The following is a 25,120-nucleotide window of genomic DNA, read 5'->3' on the forward strand; positions in this document are numbered from 1 at the left end:
CACGGGCGCGCAGCGTCTGTTGGTCTTGAAAACGGGATCGGCCGCGGCCGGTTAAGGAATCGTGGCGCTATTCGCGCCGGCGGCTCGCATAGAGCGGCTGCCCGGCCGCCGTCGCCGGCACGGCCGCGGGCGCGAACCGCCGCGCGACGGCGGCGAGCGTCCAGCGCCGTGGCTGCGGGCGGCTGGCGACCCGCGCGGCGCGCGCCTCGGCCTGCACCGCCGATGCCGCGCTGGCCACCGCATGCGCCGCGGTCGGCGCACGCATCGCGGACGCACCGCCGGTCAGGGCGGAGAGCAACGCGGACAGGAGCAGCAGCAGATTCACGCGACAGGCCATAAGCGGCCACCGCGCCGCCGTCCACCGTAAGTCGCGCGGCGGTCCGCCCCGCGCGCGCGGTCAGTCGGGTATCCGCCACACCACCCGACGGGTGAAGACGCGCGGTTCGCTTGCCGCCGGAACCGCGGCATAGCGCCCGCGCCGCAGGATGGCGGCGCAGGCGGCGCGATCCAGGCTGGCGTGGCCGCTGCTGCGCAACGTCTTGCAATCGCCGATCCGCCCATCCGGATCGGCGACCCAGGTGATCGTCACCGTCCCCTCGTCGTTGGCGCGCAGCGCGTCCGGCGGATAGTCGTCCGCGGTGATCCAGCTGGCGGGATCGCTCGGCACCCGCGGCGCCGCCGCGACCGCCCGCCGTCCCGCCGCCTGCCCGGCCGCATCGCGCCGGGCGACCTCGCGACGTGCCGAACCGATCCCCCGGTCGATCGCCACGGCGGCCAGCACGATACCGGCGACGAGGACGAACGCGAGCGCGACGAGCACGACGATCATCAGCCGGCGGCCATCCCCGACGAATCGGGGATCGCGCGCGGCGGGCCGCGAATCCGCCTTCAGGACGGTGGGGCGTGCGGTCTGGCCTTCGTCGATCATGTGTCTTTGCCCTGTCGTGCAAGCAGCCTATGGCAGCGCCATGTCCTCGTCCATCTCTCCGCTGGCCACGCCCTTCCCCGCCCTGCCCGCGATCGCCGGCGTCGTGCCGCACGTCGCGCGCGCGCGCTACAAGACGTGGGACCGCTGCGACCTCACCTTCGTGACGCTGGCGGAGGGCACTACCGTCGCCGGCGTGCTGACGCAGAGCCGCTGCCCGTCGCCGGAAGTCGAATGGTGCCGTGCCGCCCTGACTTTGGGGGTTGCGCGCGCGCTGGTGGTCAATGCCGGCAATTCCAACGCCTTCACCGGCCATCGCGGCCGCAGCGCGGTCGAGGCGATCGCCGCCCGTACCGCGCAGCACCTCGGCTGCCAGCCGTCGGACGTGTTCGTCGCGTCGACCGGCGTGATCGGCGTGCCGTTGCCCATCGACCGGGCAGAGGCCGGGCTGGACGCCGCCTTCGCCGCCGCCCCCTGCGACTGGCGCGCGGCGGCGGACACCATCGGCACGACCGACACCTATCCCAAGGGCGCCACGACCAGCGCGATCGTCGACGGCCGTACGGTGACGCTCGTCGGCATCATCAAGGGGTCCGGCATGATCGCGCCCGACATGGCGACGATGCTCGGGTTCGTCTTCACCGACGCCGCGGTGGACGCCGGCTTTTTGCAGGCCGCGCTCAATGCAGCCAACCGCAACACCTTCTCGTGCATCACCGTCGACGGCGACACCTCGACCAGCGACTCCGTCCTCGCCTTCGCCACGGGTGCCGCGGGCAACGCGCCGCTGGCGGATGCGGACAGCGACGGCGCCGATGCCTTTGCCGCGGCGCTCGCCGATCTGTGCGTGCAGCTCGCCCGGCTGGTGGTGCGCGACGGCGAGGGCGCGACGAAGCTGATCGAGGTTTCGGTGAGCGGTGCCGAAAGCGACCGCAGCGCGCATCGCATCGCCATGTCGATCGCCAATTCGCCCTTGGTCAAGACCGCGATCGCCGGCGAGGACGCCAATTGGGGCCGCGTCGTCATGGCCGTCGGCAAGGCCGGCGAACCCGCCGAGCGGGACCTCCTGTCGATCCGCTTCGGCGAGACGCAGGTCGCACGCGAGGGGCTCGCGGTGGAAGACTATGACGAGGCGCCGGTGGCCGCGCACCTCAAGGGGCAGGAGGTCGAGATCGGCGTCGACCTGGGCCTGGGCGACGGGCGCGCGACGGTGTGGACCTGCGACCTGACGCATGGCTACATCTCGATCAACGCCGACTATCGGAGCTGACATGCATCACCCGCACCATGACGCCGTCGTCGCGCTGATGCGGCGCGTCGGCGCGGACATCGTGATGCCGCGCTTCCGCAACCTCGCCGCCGACCAGATCGAGGAAAAGGCGGCGGACGACATGGTGACGATCGCGGACCGGGAAAGCGAGGACGCGCTGACCGCGGGCCTCGCCCCGCTCGATGCCGGTATCCGCGTCGTCGGCGAGGAAGCGGTGGCGGCCGACGCATCGCTGGTCGACGGGATCGGGCAGGGCCGCGTGTGGCTGATCGACCCGATCGACGGCACCAACAATTACGCAAGCGGCATCACGCCGTTCGGGATCATGATCGCGCTGGTCGAGGATGGCGAGACGCAGGCCGGGTGGATCCTTGATCCCGTCGACGGCCGGCTGTGCCACGCCGTTCGCGGCGAGGGCACGTTCATCGACGGCGTTCGCGTCCACGTCCGGCCCGGCGAGGGCCCGCGCCCGTCCGCCGTCATCGCCACCTATCACCTGTCGGATGACGAGAAAGCGGCGATCGTCCGTCGCGCCGAAACCACATTCACCGTCGCGCCGATGCCGCGCTGCGCGGCCGAACAATATCCGCGGCTGGTCCTGGGGACCAATCAGGTCGCGCTGTTCCAGAAGACCCTGCCCTGGGATCACGCTGCGGGCTCGCTGCTGCTGCGCGAGGCCGGCGGTGTCGTCAGACGCCCGGATGGCGCGGACTATCGCGTCGGCGACCAGCGCACGGGCATGATCGCGGCCGGATCCGATGCGCTGTGGGAACAGGCGGCCGGCACTCTCTTTCGATGACACGACGGGACGTCACCGCGGCACGGGCCGCGATGACGTCTCCCCGGCGTCAGGCGAGTTCGCCTTCCAGCCATGCCTTCAGCCGGCCCTTGGGCTCCGCACCGACCTTGGTCGCTGCCGGAACGCCGCCCTTGAACAGGATCATCGTCGGAATGCCGCGAACGCCGTAGCGGCCGGGCGCATCGGGATTGTCGTCGATGTTGAGCTTGGTGATCGTCACCTGCTCGCCCAGCTCCTCGGACAGTTCCTCGAGGCTGGGCCCGATCATCTTGCACGGGCCGCACCATTCCGCCCAGAAATCGACCAGCACCGGACCGTCCGCCTTCAGCACGTCGGTATCGAAGCTCGCGTCGGTGATCGCCTTGGTAGCCATGATGATATCTCCTTTGCAGCCCATCTAGGATGGCGCGGACCCCGGCTCAACCGCCGGGCGGCTAGCTTTGCTCCCTCGCCCGAAAGCGCGGCTTGTGCCGGTCGAGCATGTCGCGGTCGAGAACGAACAGCCGCGGCCCCGCGGTATAGAGCAGCGCCGCCTCCACCTGACGGTCGGGGAAGATCGTGGCGAGCGCTGCCGCATAGGCCGCCATCTGATCGAGGTGGTAGGACGGCACCTCGTCGATCGACGCGGGCGCCCGGCGGCCGGTCTTGAAATCGACGACGCGAATGCGGTCGGCCGCGATCAGCAGCCGGTCGACGGTGCCCGATACGACCAGTCCATTGGCGAGCGTCGCGGCGATCGGCGCCTCCGCCAGACCCTGCGCGCCGAACAGGTCGGCGAGGCCGGGATCGTCGAGGATGGCGAGCACGCTGGCGACGATCTCGTCGCGCGCCGAAGCCTCGGCGACACCGCCCGCGGTAGCGAGCCAGCGCCCGGCGCGCGCCGACCGCTCGGCCGGCGGAACCGGCGGCAACCGTTCGAACAGCGCGTGGATCAGGCGACCGCGCTCGGCCGCCGCCCGCAGCGCGGGGCCGGGGGGCGGATCGCTCACCGTATCCTCGCCGAGCGCGGACGGGGCGAGCGGACGCGACGGCCGGCTCTCGACCGGCGCGGCGCGCCGCGCCCAGTCGGGCAACAGCACAGGTTCCGGCGCGTCGATCCGGTCGGCGGCGCGCGCCCGCACCGGAGGCTGGACGACGCGACCGGCGAAGCGCCGGACGCCCTCCGCCCCGACGCCGAGCGTATCGAGAGCCCGGGCCGCGGCGGCATACCAGCTCGCCACCGGCGGTACGCCCCGCGCCCGCGGGCCGAGTGCGCCGCCGATCACCAGCCGTTCCTCCGCGCGCGTCGCCGCGACGTAGAACAGTCGCCAATGTTCCTCCAGCTCGCGCCGCTCGATCGCCCCGATCGCTGCGTCGAGCGGCCCGCCGCGCTCTGCGGCGCGGGGCCGGAAGATCGGGATCGGCTGCGCGGCGGTTTCCGGCGCCCATCGTACCAGCGACCGCGGCGCCGCGGTCGGATCGACCGTAGCGTCCGCCAGGATCACCAGCGGCGCCTGCAAGCCCTTGGCGCCGTGTGCGGTCATCACCCGCACCGCGTCGAGCGGCGCGGAGGGGTCGCGCACGATCTCGACGTCGCCGCGATCGAACCAGTCGAGGAATCGTTGCAGCGACGGCGTCGCGCTCGTCTCGAACGCGAGCGCGGCGTTGAGCAGTTCCTCGATCGGATCGCGCGCTTCCGCACCCAGCCGGCGCAGCAGCCGGCGGCGCCCGTCCATCGGTCCCGACAGGATTTCCTCGAGGAACTGATAGGGCGTGGCGATGTCCGCGCGCAGCAGGATCGTGCGCAGCGGCGCGAGCCGTTCGTCGGGCTGCGTCCGCGTCAGGTGCCGCCACAGGCTGCCATGCTCGCGCGGCGCCGCCTCCATCAGCGCGTCCTGCGTCCAGCCGATGAGCGGCGACACGAGCAGCGCCGCCAGCGACAAATCGTCCTCCGGCTGCAACGCGAAACGTATTGCGGCGAGCAGGTCCTGCACCGCCAGCGGCGCGTTGAGCCGCAACCGGTCGACCCCCGCCACCGGCACGCCCTCGGCATAGAGCCGCGCGACGATCAGCGAGGCGAGGTCGCCGCGCCGCTTGACCAGGATCATCACGTCCTCGGGACGCAGTGGCCGGCCCTTGCTCTCCAGCATCAGCCCGCCGTCGATCCAGTCGCGGACCGCGCGTGCGATCCGCACCGCCTGTTCACGGACCGCATCGTCGATCCAGCCTTCTTCGTCATCCTCGCCGCCGCCGGCGACGACCGGCGGCCACAATTCGACCGTGCCCGGGCCGGGCACCTCGCTGGCGTGATCCTGCACGTCGCCGATCGCGCCCAGGCCGGGGTCGCCCGCCGCCGCGACCGCCGCATCGACGAATTCGAGGATCGGGCGCGTCGAACGGAAGCTGTGCGTCAGCGACAGGCGCTGGAACGGCAGGCCGCGTTCGGGTTCGGGCCAGTCCTCGTCCCCCTCGACCGCCGCCGCCGCCTGCGCGAAATGCCCCTCCGCCCAGCGGAAGTTGATCGGGTCGGTGCCCTGGAAGCCGAAGATCGCCTGCTTGTAGTCACCGACCGTGAACAGCGTGCGCGTCGACGGCGCATGCACGCCGCGACCGACGAAGAATTCGCCCGCCAGCGCAGTGACGATCCGCCACTGGTTGAGGTTGGTGTCCTGCGCCTCGTCGATCAGCACATGCTCGGTCGCCGAATCGAGCTTGTAGCGGACCCATTCGCCGATGCCCGGCTGTTCGAGCAGGCGCACGGTCATCGCGATCAGGTCGTCGAAATCGACCGCGCCCTGGCGCCGCTTCGCCGCGGCATAGGCGCGGGCATAGTCGCGTCCCACCTCCAGCGCATCGGCGAGCAGGTCGGCATAGGCGGCGCGGCTGGTCAGCGACAGGAGGTCGAGGCAATGCGCGCCGAGCGCGCCGGCCAGCTCCGCATAGTCGGGCTCGGCGTCGACCAGCTTCTTCGCCGCCTTGCGCGGTTCGTTCTTGCCGGTCAGCACCACCCCGGCGAGCTCGCGCAGCCCCAGTGCGCGCTCGGCCGGCGCCGAGGCCAGCCAGCGGCCGAGCGTCTCGGCATGGCCGATCCCGGTCGCGGTCGCCCAGGCACGGTTCGCCGCCGCCAGCCGTTCGACCAGCTGCCCGTCGATACAGTCGCACCCGGACGCCAGCGCCGGGCCGATGTCGCCCTGCGGCAGATCGAGCGCGCGGCGCAGCCACGGCCCGATTCCCGACGGCAACGCCTCCAGTGCGCCCAGCGACCGCGCACAGGCGAGCAGGAACCCTTCCGCCCCGCCCTCGCCCATCCGCAGCGACAAGGCGCCGATCGTCTCGATCGGCCGCTCGCGGCCGTCGCGCTCGGCATCGGTGAGCAGCATCGCGAGCGTCTCGCGCGCCAGCACCGCCTCCTCGCGCGCCTCCAGCGGACGGAAGCCGGGGGTCAGCCCGGCCTCGACCGGGAAGGCGGCAAGCAGGCTCTGGCAGAAGCCGTGGATCGTCTGGATGCGCAGGCCGCCGCCTGGCGCGTCGAGCACGCCCGCGAACAGCGTCCGCGCGCGTGCCTGCATGTCGGGCGTGGCGCGTTCCCCCAGCGCCTCCAGATCGGCGGCGAGCTGCGGCCCCGGCATCCGCACCCAGGCGGCAAGGCGGTTGCCGATCCGCTGCGCCATCTCCGCCGCGCCGGCCTTGGTGAAGGTCAGGCACAGGATCGCGGCGGGGTCGACCCCGCGCAGCAGCAGGCGGAACACGCGCGCCGCCAGCACCTGCGTCTTGCCGGTACCGGCGGAGGCGGACAGCCAGACGTGCGCCTGCGGGTCGCTGGCGGCCGCCTGCGCGCCCTTCAGCCGCGGCAGCGTCGCAAGATCAGTCCCGGCCATACCATTCGTCCCTGCGCATCAGCTGGTCGTATTCGGCATAGGGGGCATATTCGGGCACCAGCTTGGCGGTGAACGGCGCATCGCCCGTCAGCCAGTGCGCCGCCGCATCGCGGAACTGGTCCATCGCGATCCCGACGAACTGGTCCGTGACGATCCTGTCGCGCTTGCCCTCGGCATCCACGGGGCTTTCGACATAGCCGAATTCGTCGCGCTTCTTGCCGAGCGACCAATATTCGAAGCCGCCCGCCCGGCCGTGCACGTCGGCGAACCCGCCGCGTTCGGCGATGGCCCCGAGCAACCCCAGTTGCAGGCTGTATCCCGCGCGCACCGCCGCCGCGGACGGCGGCTTGCCGGACTTGTAATCGACGATCACCAGCGCGCCGTCGGCCAGCCGGTCGACGCGGTCGTAGCGCCCCGACAGCCGCACGCCGTCGACCTCGATATGCCCCTTGCCCTCGGCGGAGGCGACCGTGCGCCCCTCGTCGGCCTGCGCCGCCACCGTACGCGCGATCCAGTCGATCGCCTCGACCAGCCGTGGCCGCCACAGCGCGCGCATCATCGGGTGGGTGCGCTCGTCCTCCAGCATCGCCGTCGCGCGGGCGAGCAGCGTATCGGGGGCACAGGCGTCCTGTTTCCACCATTGTTCGAGGATGTCGTGCACCGCGGTCCCGCGCCACGCCGCACTCGGATCGGCATCGACCGGATCGAGCGACATCAGCCCCAGGACGCGGCGCGCGTAGAAGGCGTAGGGGTCGGCCTTCAGCCGGTCGATCTCGGTCACCGAGATGGTCCGGGGCCGCAGCGCGGGCGCGGGCATCGGCTCCGGCCGATCGACCGGACGATGCTCGCCCGGATCGTCGAGCGCGCGCGCCCAGCCCTCCAGCGCGCGCGCGCGCACGAAGCGGTCGCCCGCCATCGCCTGCAACCGCAGCCACAGCCGCGACGCGAGCGCGGGCGAGGCGGCATCGCGCCGCGCCCGCGTCACCAGCGCACGCGGCGCGCCCAGCGCCTGGCCGAATTCGTGCGCCGCCACCCCGACCGCGCGCTCGAGTCCCGGCAGGCCGAGCGCGGCCCGGATGCGTGGTGCCAGCCAGGGGTCGGGCGCCGGCCGCCCCGGCCACACGCCTTCGTTGAGGCCGCCGAGCACCATCAGGTCGGCGGTCTGCAATCGCGCCTCCAGCAGGCCATAGATCGCGATGCGCGGATGGCCGACGCCCGACCCCTCTCGCACCGCGATCTCGTCCATCAGCCCGCGCAGCAGCGGCACGAGCCCGTCGGGGGCGACCCGCGCCGGGCCATGCGCCGCCTCCGCCTCCAGCGCGTCGAGGAATTCGGCGGCGGCGCGCCCCGCGGGCTTCGACCACAGATCGTCGCCGCACAGCGCCTGCGCCGTCTCGCGAAGCACCGCGAGCAGCACGGGCAAGCGCTGTGCGCCGCCCTCGAAGACCAGTTCGATCGGCTTGAGCAGCGCCGCCGCCTCGCCGAACCATGCCGCCGCACGCTCGCGCCGTTCGGACAGCAGGTGCCCGGTGATGCCGTCCAGCCCCGCCGCCGGGCGCGGCCCGCGCAGGCCCCGATCGACGCCGCGGGTGCCGTCGAGCCACGCGCCGCGGATGCCGCGATCCTCGGCGTCGTTGCGCACCAGCGGGTGCTTGAGCAGCGCCAGCAGCGCCATCGGCGCGAACCGCTGCGCCGCCGCCTCGGCCAGCGTCAGCAGCAGCGTGCCCGGCGGCAGGATCGACAGCGGCCGGCCGGCGGTATCGTTCGCCTCGATCCCCCAGCGCCGCAGGTGGGCCGCGACCCGGCGCGCCAGTGCGCGGTCCGGCGTCACCAGCGCCGCGGTGCTCCCTTCCTCCTCCAGCGCCCCGCGCAGCGCGAGCGCGATCGTCTGCGCCTCCTCCGCCGGGGTCGCGAGCTCGGCCGCGGTCACCCCGGTCAGCCGCCGGTCCTCCGCCTTCAGATCGGTCCACTTGCCCGTGAAGGCGGCGGGCGCGAGCGCGTTGGCGATCGCGCGGCCGCGGACCGCGCCCGCGTCCGGCCCCGCGGTGCCGGGCCAGTTCGCCACCTCGCCGCGCCCGACGCTCATCCGCTCGAGCATCAGTTTCAGGTGATATTGCGGGTGCGTCTCCAGCGCGCGCCGGGCGAATCCCGTCGCCGGATCGGGCGCGTGGGGGCCGAGCGCCTGCCACTCCTCCTCCGGCATCGCGAGGTCGAGCCCGGCGAACACCGTCATGCCCGCAGGCGCCTCGGCCACGCAGCGCAGCAGCCGCGCGACCGCGGGCGCCGGATCGGTCACGCCGGCGGCACAGACGAAACCCGTCGGCGGCGCCGCGCGCCAGCGCGCGGCGAGCCGGTCGAGCAGGATCCGCCGCCGGGTCGCCGCATCGATCCGGCCGAGCCGCGCCAGTTCCGCAGGCCAGCGTTCCAGTACGACGGTGAAGGTGGACAGGGCGCGCTGCCAGTGTTCGGTCAGCTCCGGCGCGAGGTCGATATCGCGCAGGCGGTCCGGTGCGACCTCCTCGACCAGCAACTGGTCGAGCGTGCGGCACAGCTCGCCGGCGAGCCGTACCGCCTCGGCCGCGTCGACGGGGGTGACGGCGGCGGCCCGCTCCTCCGACACCAGCCGCGCCAGGATCATCCGCCGCTGCATCGGTGAGACCGCGGGCGGCGGCGGATCGGCGTCGTCGACCGGATCGAGCGCCGCGCCGACCGCCTCGCCGAGGTCGGGGCTGCCCAGCGTCACCAGCCGCGGCAGCAGCAGCCCGCCGCCGCTCGCGCGCACGAAGGCATCGGTGACCGCGCGCGCGGCGCGGTTGTTGGGCAGCAGCACGAGCCCGCGTGCGAGCGCCATGGCATCGCCCCCCGTTCGCTGCAGCAGGCCCGCGACCAGCGTATCGGCGAAGGCCTTATGCGACGGGATGGTGAACAGCCGGGGCGTCCGCGCCTCAGCCATTGGCGATCAGCGCTTCCGTCCTGGGGATCGCGCCCGGCGTGCCGACGTCGAACCACAATCCCTGATGAACCTGCGCATAGGCGCGGCCCGCCGCGATCGCGCGGCTCCAGAACAGGTTGGTGGAAAACGGCCCCTCGGGCCAGTCGCGGATGATGCGCGGGTGCAGGATCTGGATGCCGGTGAAGACGAACGGCGCCGCGGTCCCCGCCTTGCGCCGGCCGACGATCCGTCCGTCCGCGGCGACGCGGAAGTCGCCCTGCCCCTCGTGATTGTTGGCGCGCGCATAGGGCACGACGAGCAGCAGCGCATCCATCGTCGCATCGTCCCAGCGGTGGCTGAGCAGCTTGATCGCGTCGACCGGCCCGTCGATCCACAGGTTGTCGCTGTTGACGACCAGCACCGGCGCAGGCCCCAGCAGGTCGCGCGCCTGCACCAGCCCCCCGCCCGTCTCCATCAGCTGCGCGCGTTCGTCGCTCACCACCACCTCGATATCGTCGAAGCGATCGGTGACATGCGCTTCCAGCGTGTCGGCCAGATAGTGGACGTTGACCACCGCGCGCCGCACGCCGGCGCTGCGCAACCGGTCGAAGACGTGGTCGATCAGCGGCTTGCCGGCGACTTCCACCAGCGGCTTGGGCCTTGTCGCGGTGAGCGGACGCATCCGCTTGCCGAGCCCCGCCGCCATTACCATCGCGGTGCCGGGCACGATCGCCTGCGGGTCCGGCCGCAGAGCCTGCTGGCGGGTCACGCGGTCAGCGCCGCGGGATCGCCGCGCAGCGCCGCGGGCACATTGTCGTCGAACCAGCGCGCGACCGGGGCGAGCGCCGGATGCGCGAGGTCGCGCTCCAGATACGCCCAGACGCGCGGGCACAACGCCGGATAGCGCGGCTTGCCGTCGCGCTTCCACAGCCGGGTGAAGATTCCGACGATCTTCGCGTTCCGCTGCGCGCCGAGTACATGATAGGCGGCAAGGAAATCGTCGCCGGCCCCCGTCGCTGCGCGATAGCGCTCGATCATCGCCCGCTCGACCGCCGGATCGACGTCGCGCCGCGCGTCCTGCAACAGCGACACCAGGTCGTAGGCGGGGTGGCCGGCCAGCGCGTCCTGGAAGTCGAGCAGCCCCAGCGTGCCCCCCTCGCCCACCAGCATCAGATTTTCGGCATGATAGTCGCGCAGCACCGTCACCGGCGCATCGGTCGCCGCATGGTCGAACACCGCGTCCCACGCCGCGCGATAGCCGGCGACGTCGACGTCGAGCCCGACCGCCGGGCAATACCATTCGACGAACAGCGCCGCCTCGCGATGCAGTACCGCACGGTCATAGGGCGCCAGCCCCTCCGCCGGGTGCGCACGCAGATCGACCAGCAGGTCGATCGCGGCGGCATAATGCGCCAGCGCGCCGTCCGCGCTCGCGTCCGCGGTCTCGCGCAGCCGGACGTCGCCGAAATCCTCCAGCAGCACCAGCCCCTGCGCCAGGTCGGCGGCGTGGATCGCCGGCGCCGCGAAACCGCGCGCGCGCAGCCATTCGGCGATCGCGATGAATGGTCGCGGGTCTTCGTGCGGTGGCGGCGCGTCCATCAGGATCGCGCTGCGCCCGTCGCTCGCGATCCGGAAATAGCGGCGGAACGAGGCGTCGCCGGCAACCGGCGAGACGACCCCCGACCAGCCGTGCGCGGCAAGGAAGGCGCTGGCGCCGGCGGGCGGGGTCATGTCGGCCATCGCCGCCTCCAAGACGCCGGCACGTCCGCTGTCAAGATTCGTCCGCCGTCCGGTGCCGGATGCAGGGTCAGCGCCAGCGCATGCGGCCAGTAACCCGGCGCGCGTTCGGGCCATTCGACCAGCAGCAGCGCGTCCGACAGCGCCTCGTCGAGCCCCAGTTCCGCCATCTCCGCCGGATCCCCGATCCGGTACAGGTCGACGTGCAGCACCGGCATGCGCACCTCCGGCGGGTCGTAGGGCTGGACGATCGCGAAGCTCGGGCTCGGCGCCTCGCCCGCCAGTCCCAGCGCCGCGAGCAGCCCGCGCGCGATGCTGGTCTTGCCCATGCCCAGGTCGCCGCTCAGCGTGATGACGTCGCCCGGCGCGACGCGTGCCGCCAGCGACGCCCCGAACGCCTCGCTCGCGGCGGGATCGGGGAGCAGGATGGGGCCGCCGCCCGTCACGGCATGGCCGCCGCGGCCCGCCCCCGCCTCATCGACGCGGCAGCTCGACGGTGACCAGCGTGCCCTCGCCGGGTTCGGACACCAGGTCGATGCGGCCGCCATGCGCCTCGACGAACTGCTTCGCCAGCGGCAGGCCGAGGCCGAGCGCGCGCTCGCCGGTCGGCTGCATGCCGGGCTCGCCGAACCGGTCGAACGCCTTGGCGACGCTTTCCGCGTCCATGCCGAGGCCATCGTCGGACACCACGATCCGCGCGCCCGTCGCGCTGCCGTCGCTGTGCAACAGGATGCGACCGCCTTCGGGGGTCGAGGCGACGGCGTGGCGGAGCAGATGCTCGATGACCTCGCGCAGCCGCTTGGGATCGCCGCTGACCCGGCCGGTCGAGCGCGCCAGCTCGACCGCGAAATCGAGCTTGCGGCGCTTGGCCGCGGGCATGATCGTCTGGGCCGCCGCGCGTGCGACCCCCGCAAGGTCGACGTCGAACCGCTCGATCTCCGCATCGTCGCCGCCCTGCGTCAGGTCGAGCACGTCGTCGATCAGCAGGCCCAGCCGCTCGACCGATTGCAGGATCGCCTCGACATAGCCGTCCGCCTCGCGCGTCAGCTTGCCGGCATAGCCGCCGTGCAGCATCTCGGCGAACCCGCTGATCGAGGTCAGCGGCGTGCGCAGCTCGTAGCTCATGTTGGCGACGAACTGCGTCTTGACCCGGTCCGCCGCCTCCAGCGCGTTCGCCCGGTCGCGCAGCGCCTGTTCGGCACGGCGGCTGTCCGAAATGTCGAGCATCGTCAGCAGCGCGTTGCCGTCGGGCAGCGGCACCGCGGCGAATTCGAAATGGCGCCCGTCCGCGAAGGCGACGCGGCCGCCGCGCTGCTGGCGGTCGATCGTCGCCGATCGCACCAGTTCGGGGATCAGCGCGGCGCGGTTGGGCGTCGCGAGCTTCGCCGCCGCTGCGTCGGCAAAGGTGTCGACGCGCGGATGGCCCGCCAGGAATTCCTCCTCGAAACCCCAGATCGCGCCCATCCGGTTGTTCCACAGCTGCAGCTTGCCGTCCGCCGCGAACACCGCCAGCGCCTCGAACAGGTTGTCGAAGGTCGCGGTCCGCACCCGCAGCAGCGTGTCGCGCGCGCTGGCCAGTTGCACCTGCTCGGTACGATCCTCGAAGATGGTCAGCAGCCCGCCGTCGGGCAGCGGCTGCGCGACCACGCGAAGATGCGTGCCGCCGGGCAGATGCCAGTTTTCCTCGATCGCCGCCTCGCCCGGCACGAACCAGTCGCGCCGCTCCGCCTTCCAGCCGGGGAAGTCGCGCACCTCCGGCAGGCGGTTGGCCTCGCGCATCCGCTCGAGCACGCGGTCGAATTCGGGCCGGTCGGCGAGCCATTCCGATCGCATCGCGAACATCCGCCGGAACGGCTGGTTGCAGAATACAAGGCCGCGGTCGGGGCCGAATTGCGCCACGCCGGCGGACAGCCGGTCGAGCATCGCGCGCTGCGCCTCGGCGAAGCGCTTGGCGCCGGCGCGCGACTGTTCGAGATCCTCGATATCGACCGCGAAGCCGGCCACCCCGCCACTCTGGAGGGGCACGTCATGCACCTGGAGCGAGCGCCGCTCGCTGTTGATCGTCGCCGGCAGGATCTCGCGCTGCGGCTTGCCGGTGGCGCGCGCCGCCAGCGCGCCCGCGCGCGGCCCGCCGCGGCCCGACCCCTCGACCAGTTCGAGCTCGCGCGCGATCACGTCGGCGGCATCCGCGCCCTCGACCGCGCGGACATAGGCGGTATTGACCATCGCCAGCCGCAGGTCGGCGGCACGATACCACATCGGCAGCGGCGCGGCCTCGATCAGCCCGGTCAGCGCGTCATAGGCGAGCGACAGCTGGCCGACCTCGTCGCGCAGCCGCGACAGTTCCGATTCGCTGTCGGTCGCATCGAGCGTCCACAGCACCACCGCGCCGGTCGCGCCGAGTTCGCCGGGCGCGCGGCTGCCGCGCACCGTGATCGCGCGCCCCGATCCCTGCGGATGCAGCGCGCGGACGAAGCCGCGCCCGGCCCGTTGCGCCGCCTGTACGTCGCGGGCCAGCGCCTGCGCCTCGTCCGCGGGCAGGCCGGCGCCCTCGCCCGCCAGATCCTGCAGGAACCGCGGCGCGACCGACAGGCCCAGCCAGTCGACCAGCCGCGGCGGCATCTCGACGCGGCCGTCGGCGCGGATCAGCATCGCCATCGCCGGCGACACGCTGCGCAGCGCCTCCGCATCGCGGGCACGCGCGATCGCCTCCGCCGCCTCGCCCCGCAGCCGCCAGCCGACGAACAGCGCATAGCCGGCACCGCCGACCAGCAGCGCGAGGATCGCGCCGCATAGGACTGCCGCCATGACCGAGACCTGGATCAACGCTTACCCCTCGGCACGCCTCCCGACGGCATGCTCGGCCAAGCTGTAGAACGGAACATACGGCAGCGGCAATGTCGTTGATCCCGCGGCGCGTGCCGGCCGGCCGCGGACAGACGCCACGAAAAAGGGCGGCACCTTGCGGCACCGCCCCTTCGCGTCGCATCGGATCGGAATCGATCAGTAGCGGTAGTGATCCGGCTTGAACGGCCCCTCGACCGGCACTCCGATATAGCCCGCCTGCTTCGCCGTCAGCTGCGACAGCTTCACGCCGAGCTTTTCGAGGTGCAGCGCCGCGACCTTCTCGTCGAGGTGCTTGGGCAGGACGTAGACGTCGTTCTTGTAGTTCTCGCCCTTGGTCCAGAGCTCGATCTGCGCGAGCGTCTGGTTGGTGAACGACGCCGACATCACGAAAGAGGGATGCCCCGTCGCGCAGCCGAGGTTCACCAGGCGGCCCTTGGCGAGCACGATGATCTGCTTGCCGTCCGGGAATTCGACCAGGTCGGTGCCCGGCTTCACCTCGGTCCACTTGTAGTTCGACAGCGCGGCGATCTGGATCTCGCTGTCGAAATGGCCGATGTTGCAGACGATCGACATCGGCTTCATCGCCTTCATGTGATCGGCGGTGATGACGTCGGCGTTGCCGGTCGCGGTGCAGAAGATGTCGGCGCGGGTGACCGCCTCGTCCATCGTCACGACCTCGAACCCTTCCATCGCCGCCTGCAGCGCGCAGATCGGATCGACCTCGGTCACCATCACGCGCGCGCCGCCGTTGCGCAGCGACTGGGCCGAACCCTTGCCCACGTCACCGAAGCCGGCGACGACCGCGACCTTGCCCGCGAGCATGACGTCGGTCGCGCGACGGATCGCGTCGACCAGCGATTCCTTGCAGCCGTACAGGTTGTCGAACTTCGACTTGGTGACGCTGTCGTTGACGTTGATCGCGGGGAAGGGCAGCTCGCCCTTCTTGGCGATCTCGTACAGGCGATGCACGCCCGTGGTCGTCTCTTCCGACACGCCCTTCAGGTTCTTGACCGTCTCGGTCAGGTAACCCGGCTTCCTGGCGATGAACGCCTTCAGCGCGCGCTGGAACTCGACTTCCTCTTCGTTTTCCGGCTCGCCCAGCGTGTGGCCGGCCTCCAGCTTCGCGCCCCACAGCGCGAACATCGTCGCATCGCCGCCGTCGTCGAGGATGATGTTGGCGGTCTGGCCGTCGACGTCGTGATCCCACGAGAAGATGTCGCCGACATAGTCCCAGTATTCGGCCAGGCTCTCGCCCTTCACCGCGAACACCGGCACGCCGGTCGCGGCGATGGCGGCGGCGGCATGGTCCTGCGTCGAGAAGATGTTGCAGGTCGCCCAGCGCACGTCGGCGCCCAATGCGGTCAGCGTCTCGATCAGCACCGCGGTCTGGATCGTCATGTGCAGCGATCCGGTGATGCGCGCGCCCTTCAGCGGCTGCGACGCGCCGAACTCGCTGCGCAGCGCCATCAGCCCCGGCATCTCGGTTTCGGCGATGCGGATCTCGGCGCGGCCGAAATCGGCCAGCGCGATGTCCTTGATGACGTAATCGGTGTTCTCGACCGCGAGCGCAGTTGCCACGTGTCATGCTCCTGAAGGAAATGGATGGCGCCGCCCTTACCCGCTTGCACCCCGCGGATCAAATATAAAGATATCTTTATATCTCGTCAGGCCGTGCCCGTCGCCGCGGACAGCAGACGCGGGTCGATCCCCGCGGTCGCGAACGCCCCCGCCCAGCGCTCCGCCGCCGGCAGGTCGAACAGCAAGCCGGTGTCGCCGCCGAGATGGAACCAGCCGGGGCGCGACAATTCGCCGTCGAGCTGCCCCCCGCCCCAGCCGGCATAGCCGAGCGCGACCAGATAGCGCGTCGGCCCGCTGCCCGCGGCGATCGCGCGCAGGACGTCGAGCGTGCTCGACAGCGCCCAGCGGCCCGCGACGTCGATCGTGTCCTGCCCGCTCCAGTCGGTCGAATGGACGACGAAACCGCGCCGCGGTTCGACCGGGCCGCCGAAATGCACCGGAACGGCGGGCGCGGCGCCATGCGCGATGCCGAACTGGTCGAGCAGGTCGTGCAGCGTCAGCCCGTCGATCGTCGCGCCGACCCCGATCCCGATCGCGCCATCGGTGTCGTGCGCACAGATCGCGATCACGGCATGGTCGAAGCGCGGATCGGCCATGCCCGGCATCGCGAGTAGGAACTGGCCGGTGAGATAGACGGGAGGCTGCATCGCGCACGACCATAAGCGCAGCTGCGCCGCGCGCCATGCTTGAAATCGGGGCCGGTCCGCCCGACGTGTGGCGCGCACCGCCGCCCGGCGGCCCGCGCCCCTCGTGTTCCGGAGACTGCCCAGATGACGATCACCGTCGGCGACACCCTGCCCAGCGCCACCCTCGTGAAGGTCACGCCCGACGGCCCGGATCAGGTCGATACGCACGCCTTCTTCGCCGGCCGGACCGTCGCGCTCTTCGCGGTGCCCGGCGCGTTCACGCCGACCTGCTCCGCAAAGCACCTGCCCGGCTTCGTCGAGAAGCGCGAGGAACTGAAGGCGAAGGGCGTCGACGAGATCGCCTGCACCTCGGTCAACGACGCCTTCGTGCTCGCCGCCTGGGCGAAGTCCGCCGACGCCGACGGCGTCACCATGCTGGCCGACGGCAACGGCGACTTCGCCGAGGCGCTGGGCCTGGCGATGGACGGCAGCAAGTTCGGCATGGGCAAGCGCAGCCAGCGCTACACGATGCTGGTCGAAGACGGCGTCGTGAAGCAGCTGCACGTCGAGGCACCCGGCGAATTCAAGGTCAGCAGCGCCGAATATCTGCTCGGCGAACTGTAGAACCCACGCCTCATCGGCACGGGGGAGGGGCACCGAGAAGCGGTGACGAAGGGGCGGCCCGGCAGGGAAAGCCGGTGATGCTGCCCCCCGCCATCCGCCGTGCGGACGGTCCCCCTCCCCGTGCCGGGGAGGATTCGAGGCGCGTCTTGCCACCGTCATGCGCTTTGCGTAACCATCCGGGATGACAACCGCATCCCAGATCGTCGCGGACCTCGACCGCCTCTACCGCGCCTCGGTCGAGCGCCTTCAGGCCGCGCTCAACGCCTATCTGACCGACGGCACGCCACCCTCGCCGCAGAGCCGCACCGACGGCTCGTTCGCCTATCCCGTCATCCATCTGCGCTACGCCAGCGTCGGTGATCGGCCCGCGCCCCTGCGCTCGTTCGGGCGGCTGGTGTCGCCGGGCGACTATACGATCAGCGTCACCAAGCCCGCGCTGTTCGCCGACTATCTGACCGAACAGCTGACGCTGCTGATCGAGGATTACGACGTCGAGGTCGAGGCGGTGCCGGGTCGGCAGGAAATCCCCTTCCCCTACGTGCTCGACCCCGGCCACGCTCTCAGCCTCGACACCGTGTCGGCGACCGAGCTCGCGCGGCATTTCCCGGCCACCGAACTCGCGCATATCGGCGACGAGATCGCCGACGGGCTGTGGATCGCGGAGGGCGGCACGCGCCCGCTCGCGCTGTTCGACGCCTTGCGCACCGATTTCAGCCTCGCGCGCCTGCGCCACTATATGGGCACGCCGTCCGAACACACGCAGCGCTTCGTCCTGTTCACCAACTATCACCGCTACGTCGACGAATTCGTCCGCTGGGGCGCATCGCAGCTCGGTCCGGAGAGCCGGTTCACCGCGCTGTCGGGCGCCGGCAACATCGTCATCGACAATCCCGGCGACGTCGACAAGCTGGTCAACGACAGCGCGTGGCGGCGGCACCAGATGCCCGCCTATCACCTGATGGCGGACGATCGCACCGGCATCACGCTGGTCAACATCGGCGTGGGACCCTCGAACGCCAAGACGATCTGCGACCATCTCGCGGTGATGCGGCCGGAGGCGTGGCTGATGATCGGCCATTGCGGCGGCCTGCGCCCCTCGCAACGGATCGGCGACTATGTGCTGGCGCACGCCTATCTGCGCGACGATCACGTCCTCGACGACGTGCTGCCGCCCGAGATCCCGGTGCCCGCGATCGCCGAGGTGCAGCAGGCGCTCGCCCGCGCATCGGAGATCGTCAGCGGCCAGTCGGGCGAGGAGCTGAAGCGCCGCCTGCGCACCGGCACGATCGTGACCACCGACGACCGCAACTGGGAATTGCGCTATTCCGCCTCGGCGCTGCGCTTCTCGCTCAGTCGTGCGGTCGGCATCGACATGGAATCGGCGACGATCGCGGCGCAGGGCTATCGCTTCCGCGTTCCCTACGGCACGCTGCTCTGCGTCTCGGACAAGCCGCTGCACGGCGAACTGAAGCTGCCCGGACAAGCGAACCGCTTCTACGAACGCGCGATCAGCGAGCATATGCGGATCGGGATCGAGACGTGCGAACAGCTGCGGCTGGAGGGCGAGAAGCTGCACAGCCGCAAGTTGCGCGCGTTCGACGAGCCGCCGTTCCGCTGAGCGACTGGAAACGAACCGGCCGCAGTGCGTTACGCTCCCGAATCAATCAGGGAGCTGACGCCGTGGCCGACGACACCAACGACACGCCGAAGACCGACACCCCCGCCACGCCGCGCCGCCGCGCACCGCGCAAGACGAGCACCGCGCGCAGCACCCCGGCGAAGGCCACCAAGCCGCGCACCCCGCGCACCAAGCCGGCCGATGCGTCGACGCCCGACACGGTCGAGGCCGCCGTCAGCGACGTCGCGGCCAAGACGACGCGCCGCGTGAAGGCTGCCGCGACCAAGGCGGAGAGCGGCGTCTCTGCCGCCGCCAAGGCGGTGAAGCCCCGGTCCACCAAGCGCGCCGCGGCCCGCCCGGCGGCGAAGAAGACCCCGGCGAAGAAGTCCACGGCCGCGCGCGCCGCGGACAAGGTCGGTGGCAAATGGGGCGTCGCCGCGAGCGTCGCGGGAGTCGCCGCGGTCGGTGCCGCCGCCGCCGCCGCGCTGCTATCGCTTCGTGGCAGCACGCCGAAGGATGGCGCCCGCAAGGCTCACGCCCCCGACGGCAAGGACGCCTCCAAGTCGTTTCAGGCCGGGATCGCCGACGAGAACACGGTGCCCGACAAGGTGTAGGCGCGGGCGCCGGTGGGATGGTGTCCGTCCCCCGGCGCGCCGGCGGGACGCCGGTCGTGATTGCGGGCGGCACGGCTTGGATCGCTTCGGCCGCATCCCGTCACCCCGACGAATTCCGGATGCACGTCGCCGGAAACGCCCGCGCTGCCGAAACTACGCGTGGCACCCATCTGGCAGGCCCCGCGCGGTTGCCCGTGGAACGCCCGCCCCACGGGCCGGGCGCGGGCACAATGCCCGCCCGACCCGCAGGGCGCCGTCTCACCAGCCGGTGGGTTTGCCCTTGTTCTGCTTGTCGAGCCACGCCTTCAGCGGCGCGAAATAGTCGACCAGCGCCTTGCCCGACATCTGGCGGCTGCCCGTCATCACCTGCAACGCGTCCGGCCACGGCTTCGACTGGCCCATGCTGAGCATCGCGTTCAGTTTCTCGCCGACCGCCTTGTTGCCGTAGAACGAACAGCGGTGCAGCGGCCCCTTCCAGCCGGCCTGATCGCACGCCGCCTTGTAGAACTGGAACTGCAGCACCCGCGCCAGGAAATAGCGCGTGTACGGCACCGTCGCGGGGATATGGTATTTCGCGCCCGCATCGAACTTGCTCTCGTCGCGCGCGACCGGCGGGCGGATGCCCTGATAGCGCAGCCGCAGCGCGTCCCAGCCCTTCTGGTAATCGCCCGATCCGATCTTGCCCGAAAATACGTCCCAGCGCCATTTGTCGACCAGCAGCCCGAACGGCAGGAACGCCACCTTGTCCATCGCCTGACGCAGCAGCAGGCCGATATCCTTGTCGGCGCTCGGCACCTGCGCCTGGTCGAGCAGGCCGATCTTGACGAGGTAATCCGGCGTGATCGACAGCGCGACGGTATCGCCGATCGCCTCGTGGAAACCGTCGTTGGCGCCGTTCTTGTACAGATACGGCTGCGCCTTGTACGCGCGCTGATAGTAATTGTGGCCCAGTTCGTGGTGGATGGTGACGAAATCGTCGCCGTTGACCTTGGTGCACATCTTGATGCGGATATCGTCCATATTGTCGATATCCCAGGCCGAGGCGTGACAGATCACCTCGCGGTCGGCGGGCTTGGTGATCTGCGAGCGCTGCCAGAACGTCTCGGGCAGGGGTGCGAAGCCGAGCGAGGAATAAAAGGCCTCGCCCTGCTTCACCATGCGCAGCGGGTCGTAGCCCTTCGCTTTCAGCAGCTCGCCGGTGTCGTAGCCGACGTCGCCCGCGCCCTTGGGCGCGACGATGTCATAGATGTTGCCCCATTCCTGTGCCCACATGTTGCCGAGCAGGTCGCTGCGGATCGGCCCCGTCTTGGCCTGCACCGCATCGCCGTATTTCTCGTTCAGCTTCCAGCGCACATAGGTGTGGAGCGACAGGTAGAGGGGCTCGACCTCCTTCCAGATCCGGTCGGTCAGCGCCTCGAACTGCTGCGGGGTCATGTCGTATCCCGCGCGCCACATCGCGCCGACGTCGTCGAACCCCAGTTCCTTGGCGCCCGCGTTCGAGATCGCGGTCATCCGGGTATAGTCCTTGCGCATCGGCGCGCCGACATTGTCGTTCCAGCTGACCCACATCTCCTGCAACTTGGCGGGATCGCGGCTGGTGCCCATCGCCGCCTCGATGTCCGACCCGTTGATCGGCTTGCCGTCGAGCGTACCCTTGCCCTTGCCGTAGTTCGACGACATCCGCGTCGTCAGCGTCGCGAGCTCGGTCGCGGCACCGGGCGTGGTCGGCGCGGGCAGGCCGACGCCGTTCTTGAGCAGGTCGAGCTTGCGGCGGGTATCGCCCGACACACCGGCGACGCCATTGAAGCGCGCCGCCCCCTTCGCCCATTGCACCGCCTTTTCGGTCAGCTCCGCGCCCGATTTCGCCGCGAGCGCATCGGTGTCGTCGGTGATGTAGGTCGCGTTGACCCAGGCGGTCTGCTGGGCGGGGACGGACAGCGCCGCCGCCTCCGTCTCGACCGTGGCGACATAGGCGTCCGCCTCCGCCGCCGTGGCGGGGGTGGAGGAAGGGGCCGAAGCGGCGGGAGCGGCGGGAGCGGCGGTCTGCGCGGAAACCGGCACGGCAACGAGCGCCACGGCGAGCGCGGCGGTGGAAACGAGACGCATGGAAACAAAACCCCTGACAGACATCGTGTTGCCGTCAGGATGGGCGCGTCACCCCGTCGCGGTCAAGCCGCCAGGAAATCGGCGATCGCCTGGCCCAGCTCGGGCTTGGTGACCGCGCTCATGTGGCCGCCCGGAACCTCGCGATAGACCGCATTGGGCAGGGCATCGGCCAGCGCCGCGCCCGATCCGTTGTCGTCGTCCTCGGCGCCGGTAACGACCGCGGTTGGTATCGCGATGGCGTCGAGCGCCGCGCGTGGCGTGTCCACGAACGTATCGAGGACGCGCAGCAGCGCGACCGGATCGCCGCCGGTGGTCTTCAGGAAAGCCTCGGTCATCCATTCGTTCGAACCGCGCTCGAAGCTGCCGGGATTGGTCAGCACGCGGCGGAAATAGTCGCCGCGGCCCGCCGTGCGCAGGATGCCGGTCAGCCCCATGCCGGACAGCACCGCCCGCCGCGGCGTCGCCCCGTTCGCCAGCATCCGCATCGTCGTCCGCCCGCCCAGCGAATAGCCGCCCAGGTCGTAGTCGGTAAGGCCGAGATGCGCGACCAGCGCCAGCCCGTCGCGCATCAGCGCATCGGGCGGATAGGCGGCGGCATCGTGCGGCCGGTCGCTCGATCCATGGCCGCGCAGGTCGGGCATGATGACCCGGAACCCCCGCGCCGCGAGCTTGGCGGCATGGCCGAACTTCAGCCAGTTGACCTCCGCGGTCGAGAAATAGCCGTGGATCAGGATCGCCGGCCGGCCCTCGCCCAGTTCGCGCCAGGCGATGCGGGTGCCGTCGAAACTGGCGAAATACTGGGGTTCGATCGGGGATTCGGCCACGGGTGCGATCCATTCTTTGGCAGGTGCCGCGCGATTGGTTCGGAAAGCGGCGCGTGTCCAGCCCCCGCGCGGCGGGCGTCGCGGGTCAACGGCGCGGGCGATCGCGACGGCGCAGATGACCAGGCCAGCAATGGCCTTCCCAAGCGGCGGGGAAAGGCATACTCTCCTTTCAAAATACAAGGAGAGCGATGATGACCGAAGGTCTGCAATCCCGGCAGGGCGACGAAAGCCTGGTGATCCTCCAGAGCTTGCTCTGCCTGCTGCGCGAGAAGAACCTGCTCAGCCGCGCCGATATCGAGGAGCTGACCGACCGGGTCGCGATGCGCGCCGCGCAGGCCGAACGCGACCCCCTGCCCTGCTGCGCCGAGGCGACGCAGGCCGCCGCGCGCGAGATGGCGCGGATCGGCAGCTATGTCGGCCAGCATTACGGCGGCAAGCACCGCCGCCTCTGATCCCGTCCGCCGTCAGATCGAGGTGCGTGCCGCCAGCCGCGCCAGCGACGCGAGCGGCGCCGCTTCCTCCCAGACCTCGGCATCGACCGGCAGGATCACCCACGGCTGCTTGCTCCGGACCCAGATGTGCAGGGGAACGTCGATTCTCGCGCTGTCGTCGAGCGTACCCGCACGGATATTGACGATCCCCGGGCGGGCGGCATTCCCGTTGTACAGACGTGTATGACAGGTCGGGCAGAAGCGCTGCGTCGACACGCGGCCCATCGGATTGACGAACGCATATTCGACCACGACGCCGTCGACGCGCAGATCCGCTTCCGGCACGAAGAATTGCGTCGAAAACGCGCTGCCGGACCATGTCTGGCAGTCGGTGCAGTGGCAGGCATAAGCGGCGGGGAGCGCCGACCGATCGACGGCATACCGCACCGCACCGCACCGGCATCCCCCGCGTATCACGTCACCCCGCCTTCTTGAGATGCCGCCGGCCGAGCAGCTCCGCGATCTGGACCGCGTTGAGCGCAGCGCCCTTGCGAAGGTTGTCGCTGACGCACCACAGGTTGAGGCCGTTCTCGACGGTCGGATCCTCGCGCACGCGGCTGACGTAGGTCGCATCGTCGCCCGCCGCCTCGATCGGGGTGACGTATCCGCCGTCCTCGTGCTTGTCGATCAGCATGATCCCCGGCGCCTCGCGCAGGATGCGCTTGGCGTCCTCGGCGCTGATCTCGTTCTCGAACTCGATGTTGATCGATTCGGAATGGCCGACGAAGACGGGCACGCGCACGCAGGTCGCGGTCACCTTGACCTTGGGGTCGAGGATCTTCTTGGTCTCCACCACCATCTTCCATTCCTCCTTGGTCGATCCGTCGTCCAGGAAACTGTCGATGTGCGGGATCACGTTGAACGCGATCTGCTTGGTGAACTTGCGCGGTTCGGCGGGGTCGCCGACGAAGATGTTGCGGCTCTGTTCGAACAATTCGTCCATCCCCGCCTTGCCCGCGCCGGATACGGATTGGTAGGTCGCCACGACGACGCGCCGTATCGTCGCCGCGTCGTGCAGCGGCTTCAGCGCCACGACCATCTGCGCGGTCGAGCAATTGGGGTTGGCGATGATGTTGCGCGCCTTGTACCCGTCGATGGCGGCGGCGTTCACCTCCGGCACGATCAGCGGCACGTCGGGATCCATCCGGTACAGCGACGAATTGTCGATCACGGTGCAGCCGGCGGCGGCGAACTTCGGCGCATAGACCTTGGTCGCCTCGCTCCCGATCGCGAACAGCGCCATGTCCCAGCCGGCGGGATCGAAATGCTCGATGTTCTGCACCTTGAGCATCTTGCCGGTGTCGCCGTATTCGATCTGCTCGCCCTGGCTGCGGCTCGACGCCAGCACGGCGATCTCGTCGAGCGGGAATTCGCGCTCGGCGAGGATGTTGACCATCTCGCGCCCGACATTGCCCGTCGCGCCCGCGACCACCACCCGATACCCCATCACATTCTCCATTCGTATGCGGCGAGCGCCTAATACGGTTGCGCGCCGAGGTCCATCGGCTTTGCTAATCGTGCGTGCTCAGCTGCCACGTCGCGTGGCCGATCCCGTGCACGCGCGCGAGGTGATCGACCAGCGCGTCGAGTTCGGCGTCGGCGACGTTGGTGCTGACCAGCGTCGCGGTCACGGCGACGCGATCCTCGCCGCGCGCATCCGTATCGAGTTCGGCGACGGGCAGGCTGGCGTTTTCCAAATGCGCCACCAGCATGTCGCCCATCGGTCCGGCCTGTCCGGGTGCGACCGTGATCGTGACCGTGTAGGTCGCCTCCACCGCATGGTCGGCGAGCGGGATGCGGTTGATCGCGTCGACCAGCGGCCGCAGCGCGGTGTTGGCGACGAGCACGACGATCGTCAGCAGTACCGCCTCCGCCACCATGTCCGACCCCGCGATCGTGCCCACCGCCGCCGAACACCACAGGGTCGCCGCGGTGTTGAGGCCGCGGACGTTCATCCCCTCCTTCATGATGACGCCGGCACCGAGGAAACCGATCCCCGACACGACATAGGCGATGACCCGGATCGATTCGACGTCGCCGCCGAGCCGCTGGCCGAGGTCGACGAAGGCCGCCGCGCCGATCGCGACCAGCGCGTTGGTGCGCAACCCCGCGGTCCGCTGGCGGAATTGCCGCTCGGCGCCGATCGCGGTGCCGAGGACGAAGGCGGTGACGTAGCTGACCAGCGTGTCGAGGAACGGCCAGAGGTGGAACAGGGTCAGGAAGCGCATGGCCGTCGCCCCTAGCCGCCCGCGATGACGAAATCACGTCGGCG

22 protein-coding genes are annotated in these 25,120 nt (G+C 70.7%); 6 read left to right on the forward strand and 16 right to left on the reverse strand.

All coding sequences use genetic code 11. From position 1 onward, the window contains the following. Positions 1–67 precede the first annotated feature (67 nt). Positions 68–325, reverse strand: a complete 258-nt coding sequence (locus tag LPN01_RS01850; RefSeq protein ID WP_262826651.1) for a hypothetical protein — start codon at positions 323–325, stop codon at positions 68–70. Between the two features lie 72 nt (positions 326–397). After that, positions 398–928 (reverse strand): energy transducer TonB, encoded by a 531-nt coding sequence (locus LPN01_RS01855; RefSeq protein ID WP_262826652.1) that lies wholly within the window; start codon positions 926–928, stop codon positions 398–400. A 40-nt stretch (positions 929–968) separates the two neighbouring features. Between LPN01_RS01855 and argJ the strand changes: the two genes are divergently transcribed. Together argJ and LPN01_RS01865 are read left to right on the forward strand one after the other, a co-directional pair. Then, positions 969–2,195 carry a bifunctional glutamate N-acetyltransferase/amino-acid acetyltransferase ArgJ gene (argJ, locus tag LPN01_RS01860; RefSeq protein WP_262826653.1) on the forward strand — a complete coding sequence of 409 codons (1,227 nt, stop codon included), beginning with the start codon at positions 969–971 and terminating at the stop codon, positions 2,193–2,195. A gap of 1 nt (position 2,196) precedes the next feature. Continuing rightward, positions 2,197–2,994, forward strand: a complete 798-nt coding sequence (locus tag LPN01_RS01865) for an inositol monophosphatase family protein (protein ID WP_262826654.1) — start codon at positions 2,197–2,199, stop codon at positions 2,992–2,994. A 49-nt stretch (positions 2,995–3,043) separates the two neighbouring features. On the opposite strand, the gene trxA is transcribed toward LPN01_RS01865, so the two are convergent. From trxA to LPN01_RS01910, 9 genes are all read right to left on the reverse strand, one after another. Further along, the gene (gene trxA, locus LPN01_RS01870) at positions 3,044–3,367 is read right to left on the reverse strand and encodes a thioredoxin TrxA (protein ID WP_262826655.1); all 324 of its coding nucleotides are present in this window, start codon (positions 3,365–3,367) and stop codon (positions 3,044–3,046) included. Positions 3,368–3,428: 61 nt separating this feature from the next. Next, positions 3,429–6,851, reverse strand: a complete 3,423-nt coding sequence (gene addA, locus LPN01_RS01875) for a double-strand break repair helicase AddA (RefSeq protein WP_262826656.1) — start codon at positions 6,849–6,851, stop codon at positions 3,429–3,431. Next, a complete protein-coding gene (addB, locus tag LPN01_RS01880; protein WP_262826657.1) occupies positions 6,838–9,804 on the reverse strand; it encodes a double-strand break repair protein AddB in 2,967 nt (988 codons plus the stop codon). The genes addA and addB overlap by 14 nt, the downstream gene beginning before the upstream one ends. Beyond that, positions 9,797–10,495 carry a nucleotidyltransferase family protein gene (locus LPN01_RS01885; RefSeq protein ID WP_410482785.1) on the reverse strand — a complete coding sequence of 233 codons (699 nt, stop codon included), beginning with the start codon at positions 10,493–10,495 and terminating at the stop codon, positions 9,797–9,799. Before LPN01_RS01885 ends, addB begins: the two co-directional genes overlap by 8 nt. A gap of 53 nt (positions 10,496–10,548) precedes the next feature. Further along, positions 10,549–11,514 (reverse strand): aminoglycoside phosphotransferase family protein, encoded by a 966-nt coding sequence (locus LPN01_RS01890; RefSeq protein WP_262827045.1) that lies wholly within the window; start codon positions 11,512–11,514, stop codon positions 10,549–10,551. Next, positions 11,511–11,948, reverse strand: coding sequence for a tRNA (adenosine(37)-N6)-threonylcarbamoyltransferase complex ATPase subunit type 1 TsaE (gene tsaE, locus LPN01_RS01895; RefSeq protein ID WP_262827046.1), 438 nt, complete (start codon positions 11,946–11,948; stop codon positions 11,511–11,513). The genes LPN01_RS01890 and tsaE overlap by 4 nt, the downstream gene beginning before the upstream one ends. Before the next feature lie 46 nt (positions 11,949–11,994). After that, on the reverse strand, positions 11,995–14,328 hold the full coding sequence (locus LPN01_RS01900; RefSeq protein ID WP_262826659.1) for a PAS domain-containing sensor histidine kinase: 2,334 nt from the start codon (positions 14,326–14,328) through the stop codon (positions 11,995–11,997). Positions 14,329–14,523: 195 nt separating this feature from the next. Beyond that, a complete protein-coding gene (gene ahcY / locus LPN01_RS01905; protein ID WP_262826660.1) occupies positions 14,524–15,945 on the reverse strand; it encodes an adenosylhomocysteinase in 1,422 nt (473 codons plus the stop codon). 86 nt (positions 15,946–16,031) lie between these two features. Then, complete coding sequence (locus LPN01_RS01910) at positions 16,032–16,592, reverse strand: YqgE/AlgH family protein (RefSeq protein WP_262826661.1); 561 nt, start codon at positions 16,590–16,592, stop codon at positions 16,032–16,034. 123 nt (positions 16,593–16,715) lie between these two features. On the opposite strand from LPN01_RS01910, the gene LPN01_RS01915 reads away from it, so the two are divergent. From LPN01_RS01915 to LPN01_RS01925, 3 genes are all read left to right on the forward strand, one after another. After that, complete coding sequence (locus LPN01_RS01915) at positions 16,716–17,195, forward strand: peroxiredoxin (protein ID WP_262826662.1); 480 nt, start codon at positions 16,716–16,718, stop codon at positions 17,193–17,195. A gap of 181 nt (positions 17,196–17,376) precedes the next feature. Further along, positions 17,377–18,813 (forward strand): AMP nucleosidase, encoded by a 1,437-nt coding sequence (locus LPN01_RS01920; protein ID WP_262826663.1) that lies wholly within the window; start codon positions 17,377–17,379, stop codon positions 18,811–18,813. Between the two features lie 62 nt (positions 18,814–18,875). Next, on the forward strand, positions 18,876–19,427 hold the full coding sequence (locus LPN01_RS01925; protein ID WP_262826664.1) for a hypothetical protein: 552 nt from the start codon (positions 18,876–18,878) through the stop codon (positions 19,425–19,427). Positions 19,428–19,685: 258 nt separating this feature from the next. Here the strand turns inward: LPN01_RS01925 and LPN01_RS01930 are convergent, their stop codons facing one another. Together LPN01_RS01930 and LPN01_RS01935 are read right to left on the reverse strand one after the other, a co-directional pair. Beyond that, positions 19,686–21,533, reverse strand: coding sequence for a M2 family metallopeptidase (locus LPN01_RS01930; RefSeq protein WP_262826665.1), 1,848 nt, complete (start codon positions 21,531–21,533; stop codon positions 19,686–19,688). Between the two features lie 62 nt (positions 21,534–21,595). Next, entirely contained in the window at positions 21,596–22,357 is a 762-nt protein-coding gene (locus LPN01_RS01935) for an alpha/beta fold hydrolase (RefSeq protein ID WP_262826666.1), read from the reverse strand. A gap of 191 nt (positions 22,358–22,548) precedes the next feature. On the opposite strand from LPN01_RS01935, the gene LPN01_RS01940 reads away from it, so the two are divergent. Further along, positions 22,549–22,809, forward strand: coding sequence for a hypothetical protein (locus LPN01_RS01940; RefSeq protein ID WP_262827047.1), 261 nt, complete (start codon positions 22,549–22,551; stop codon positions 22,807–22,809). Positions 22,810–22,821: 12 nt separating this feature from the next. Here the strand turns inward: LPN01_RS01940 and LPN01_RS01945 are convergent, their stop codons facing one another. From LPN01_RS01945 to LPN01_RS01955, 3 genes are all read right to left on the reverse strand, one after another. Continuing rightward, on the reverse strand, positions 22,822–23,235 hold the full coding sequence (locus LPN01_RS01945; protein WP_262826667.1) for a GFA family protein: 414 nt from the start codon (positions 23,233–23,235) through the stop codon (positions 22,822–22,824). Between the two features lie 31 nt (positions 23,236–23,266). Next, positions 23,267–24,295, reverse strand: a complete 1,029-nt coding sequence (locus LPN01_RS01950) for an aspartate-semialdehyde dehydrogenase (RefSeq protein ID WP_262826669.1) — start codon at positions 24,293–24,295, stop codon at positions 23,267–23,269. 64 nt (positions 24,296–24,359) lie between these two features. After that, positions 24,360–25,076, reverse strand: coding sequence for an MgtC/SapB family protein (locus LPN01_RS01955; RefSeq protein ID WP_262826670.1), 717 nt, complete (start codon positions 25,074–25,076; stop codon positions 24,360–24,362). Positions 25,077–25,120 lie beyond the last annotated feature (44 nt).

The sequence above is a fragment of the Sphingomonas sp. A2-49 genome, assembly GCF_025548555.1.
Lineage (GTDB): Bacteria > Pseudomonadota > Alphaproteobacteria > Sphingomonadales > Sphingomonadaceae > Sphingomonas.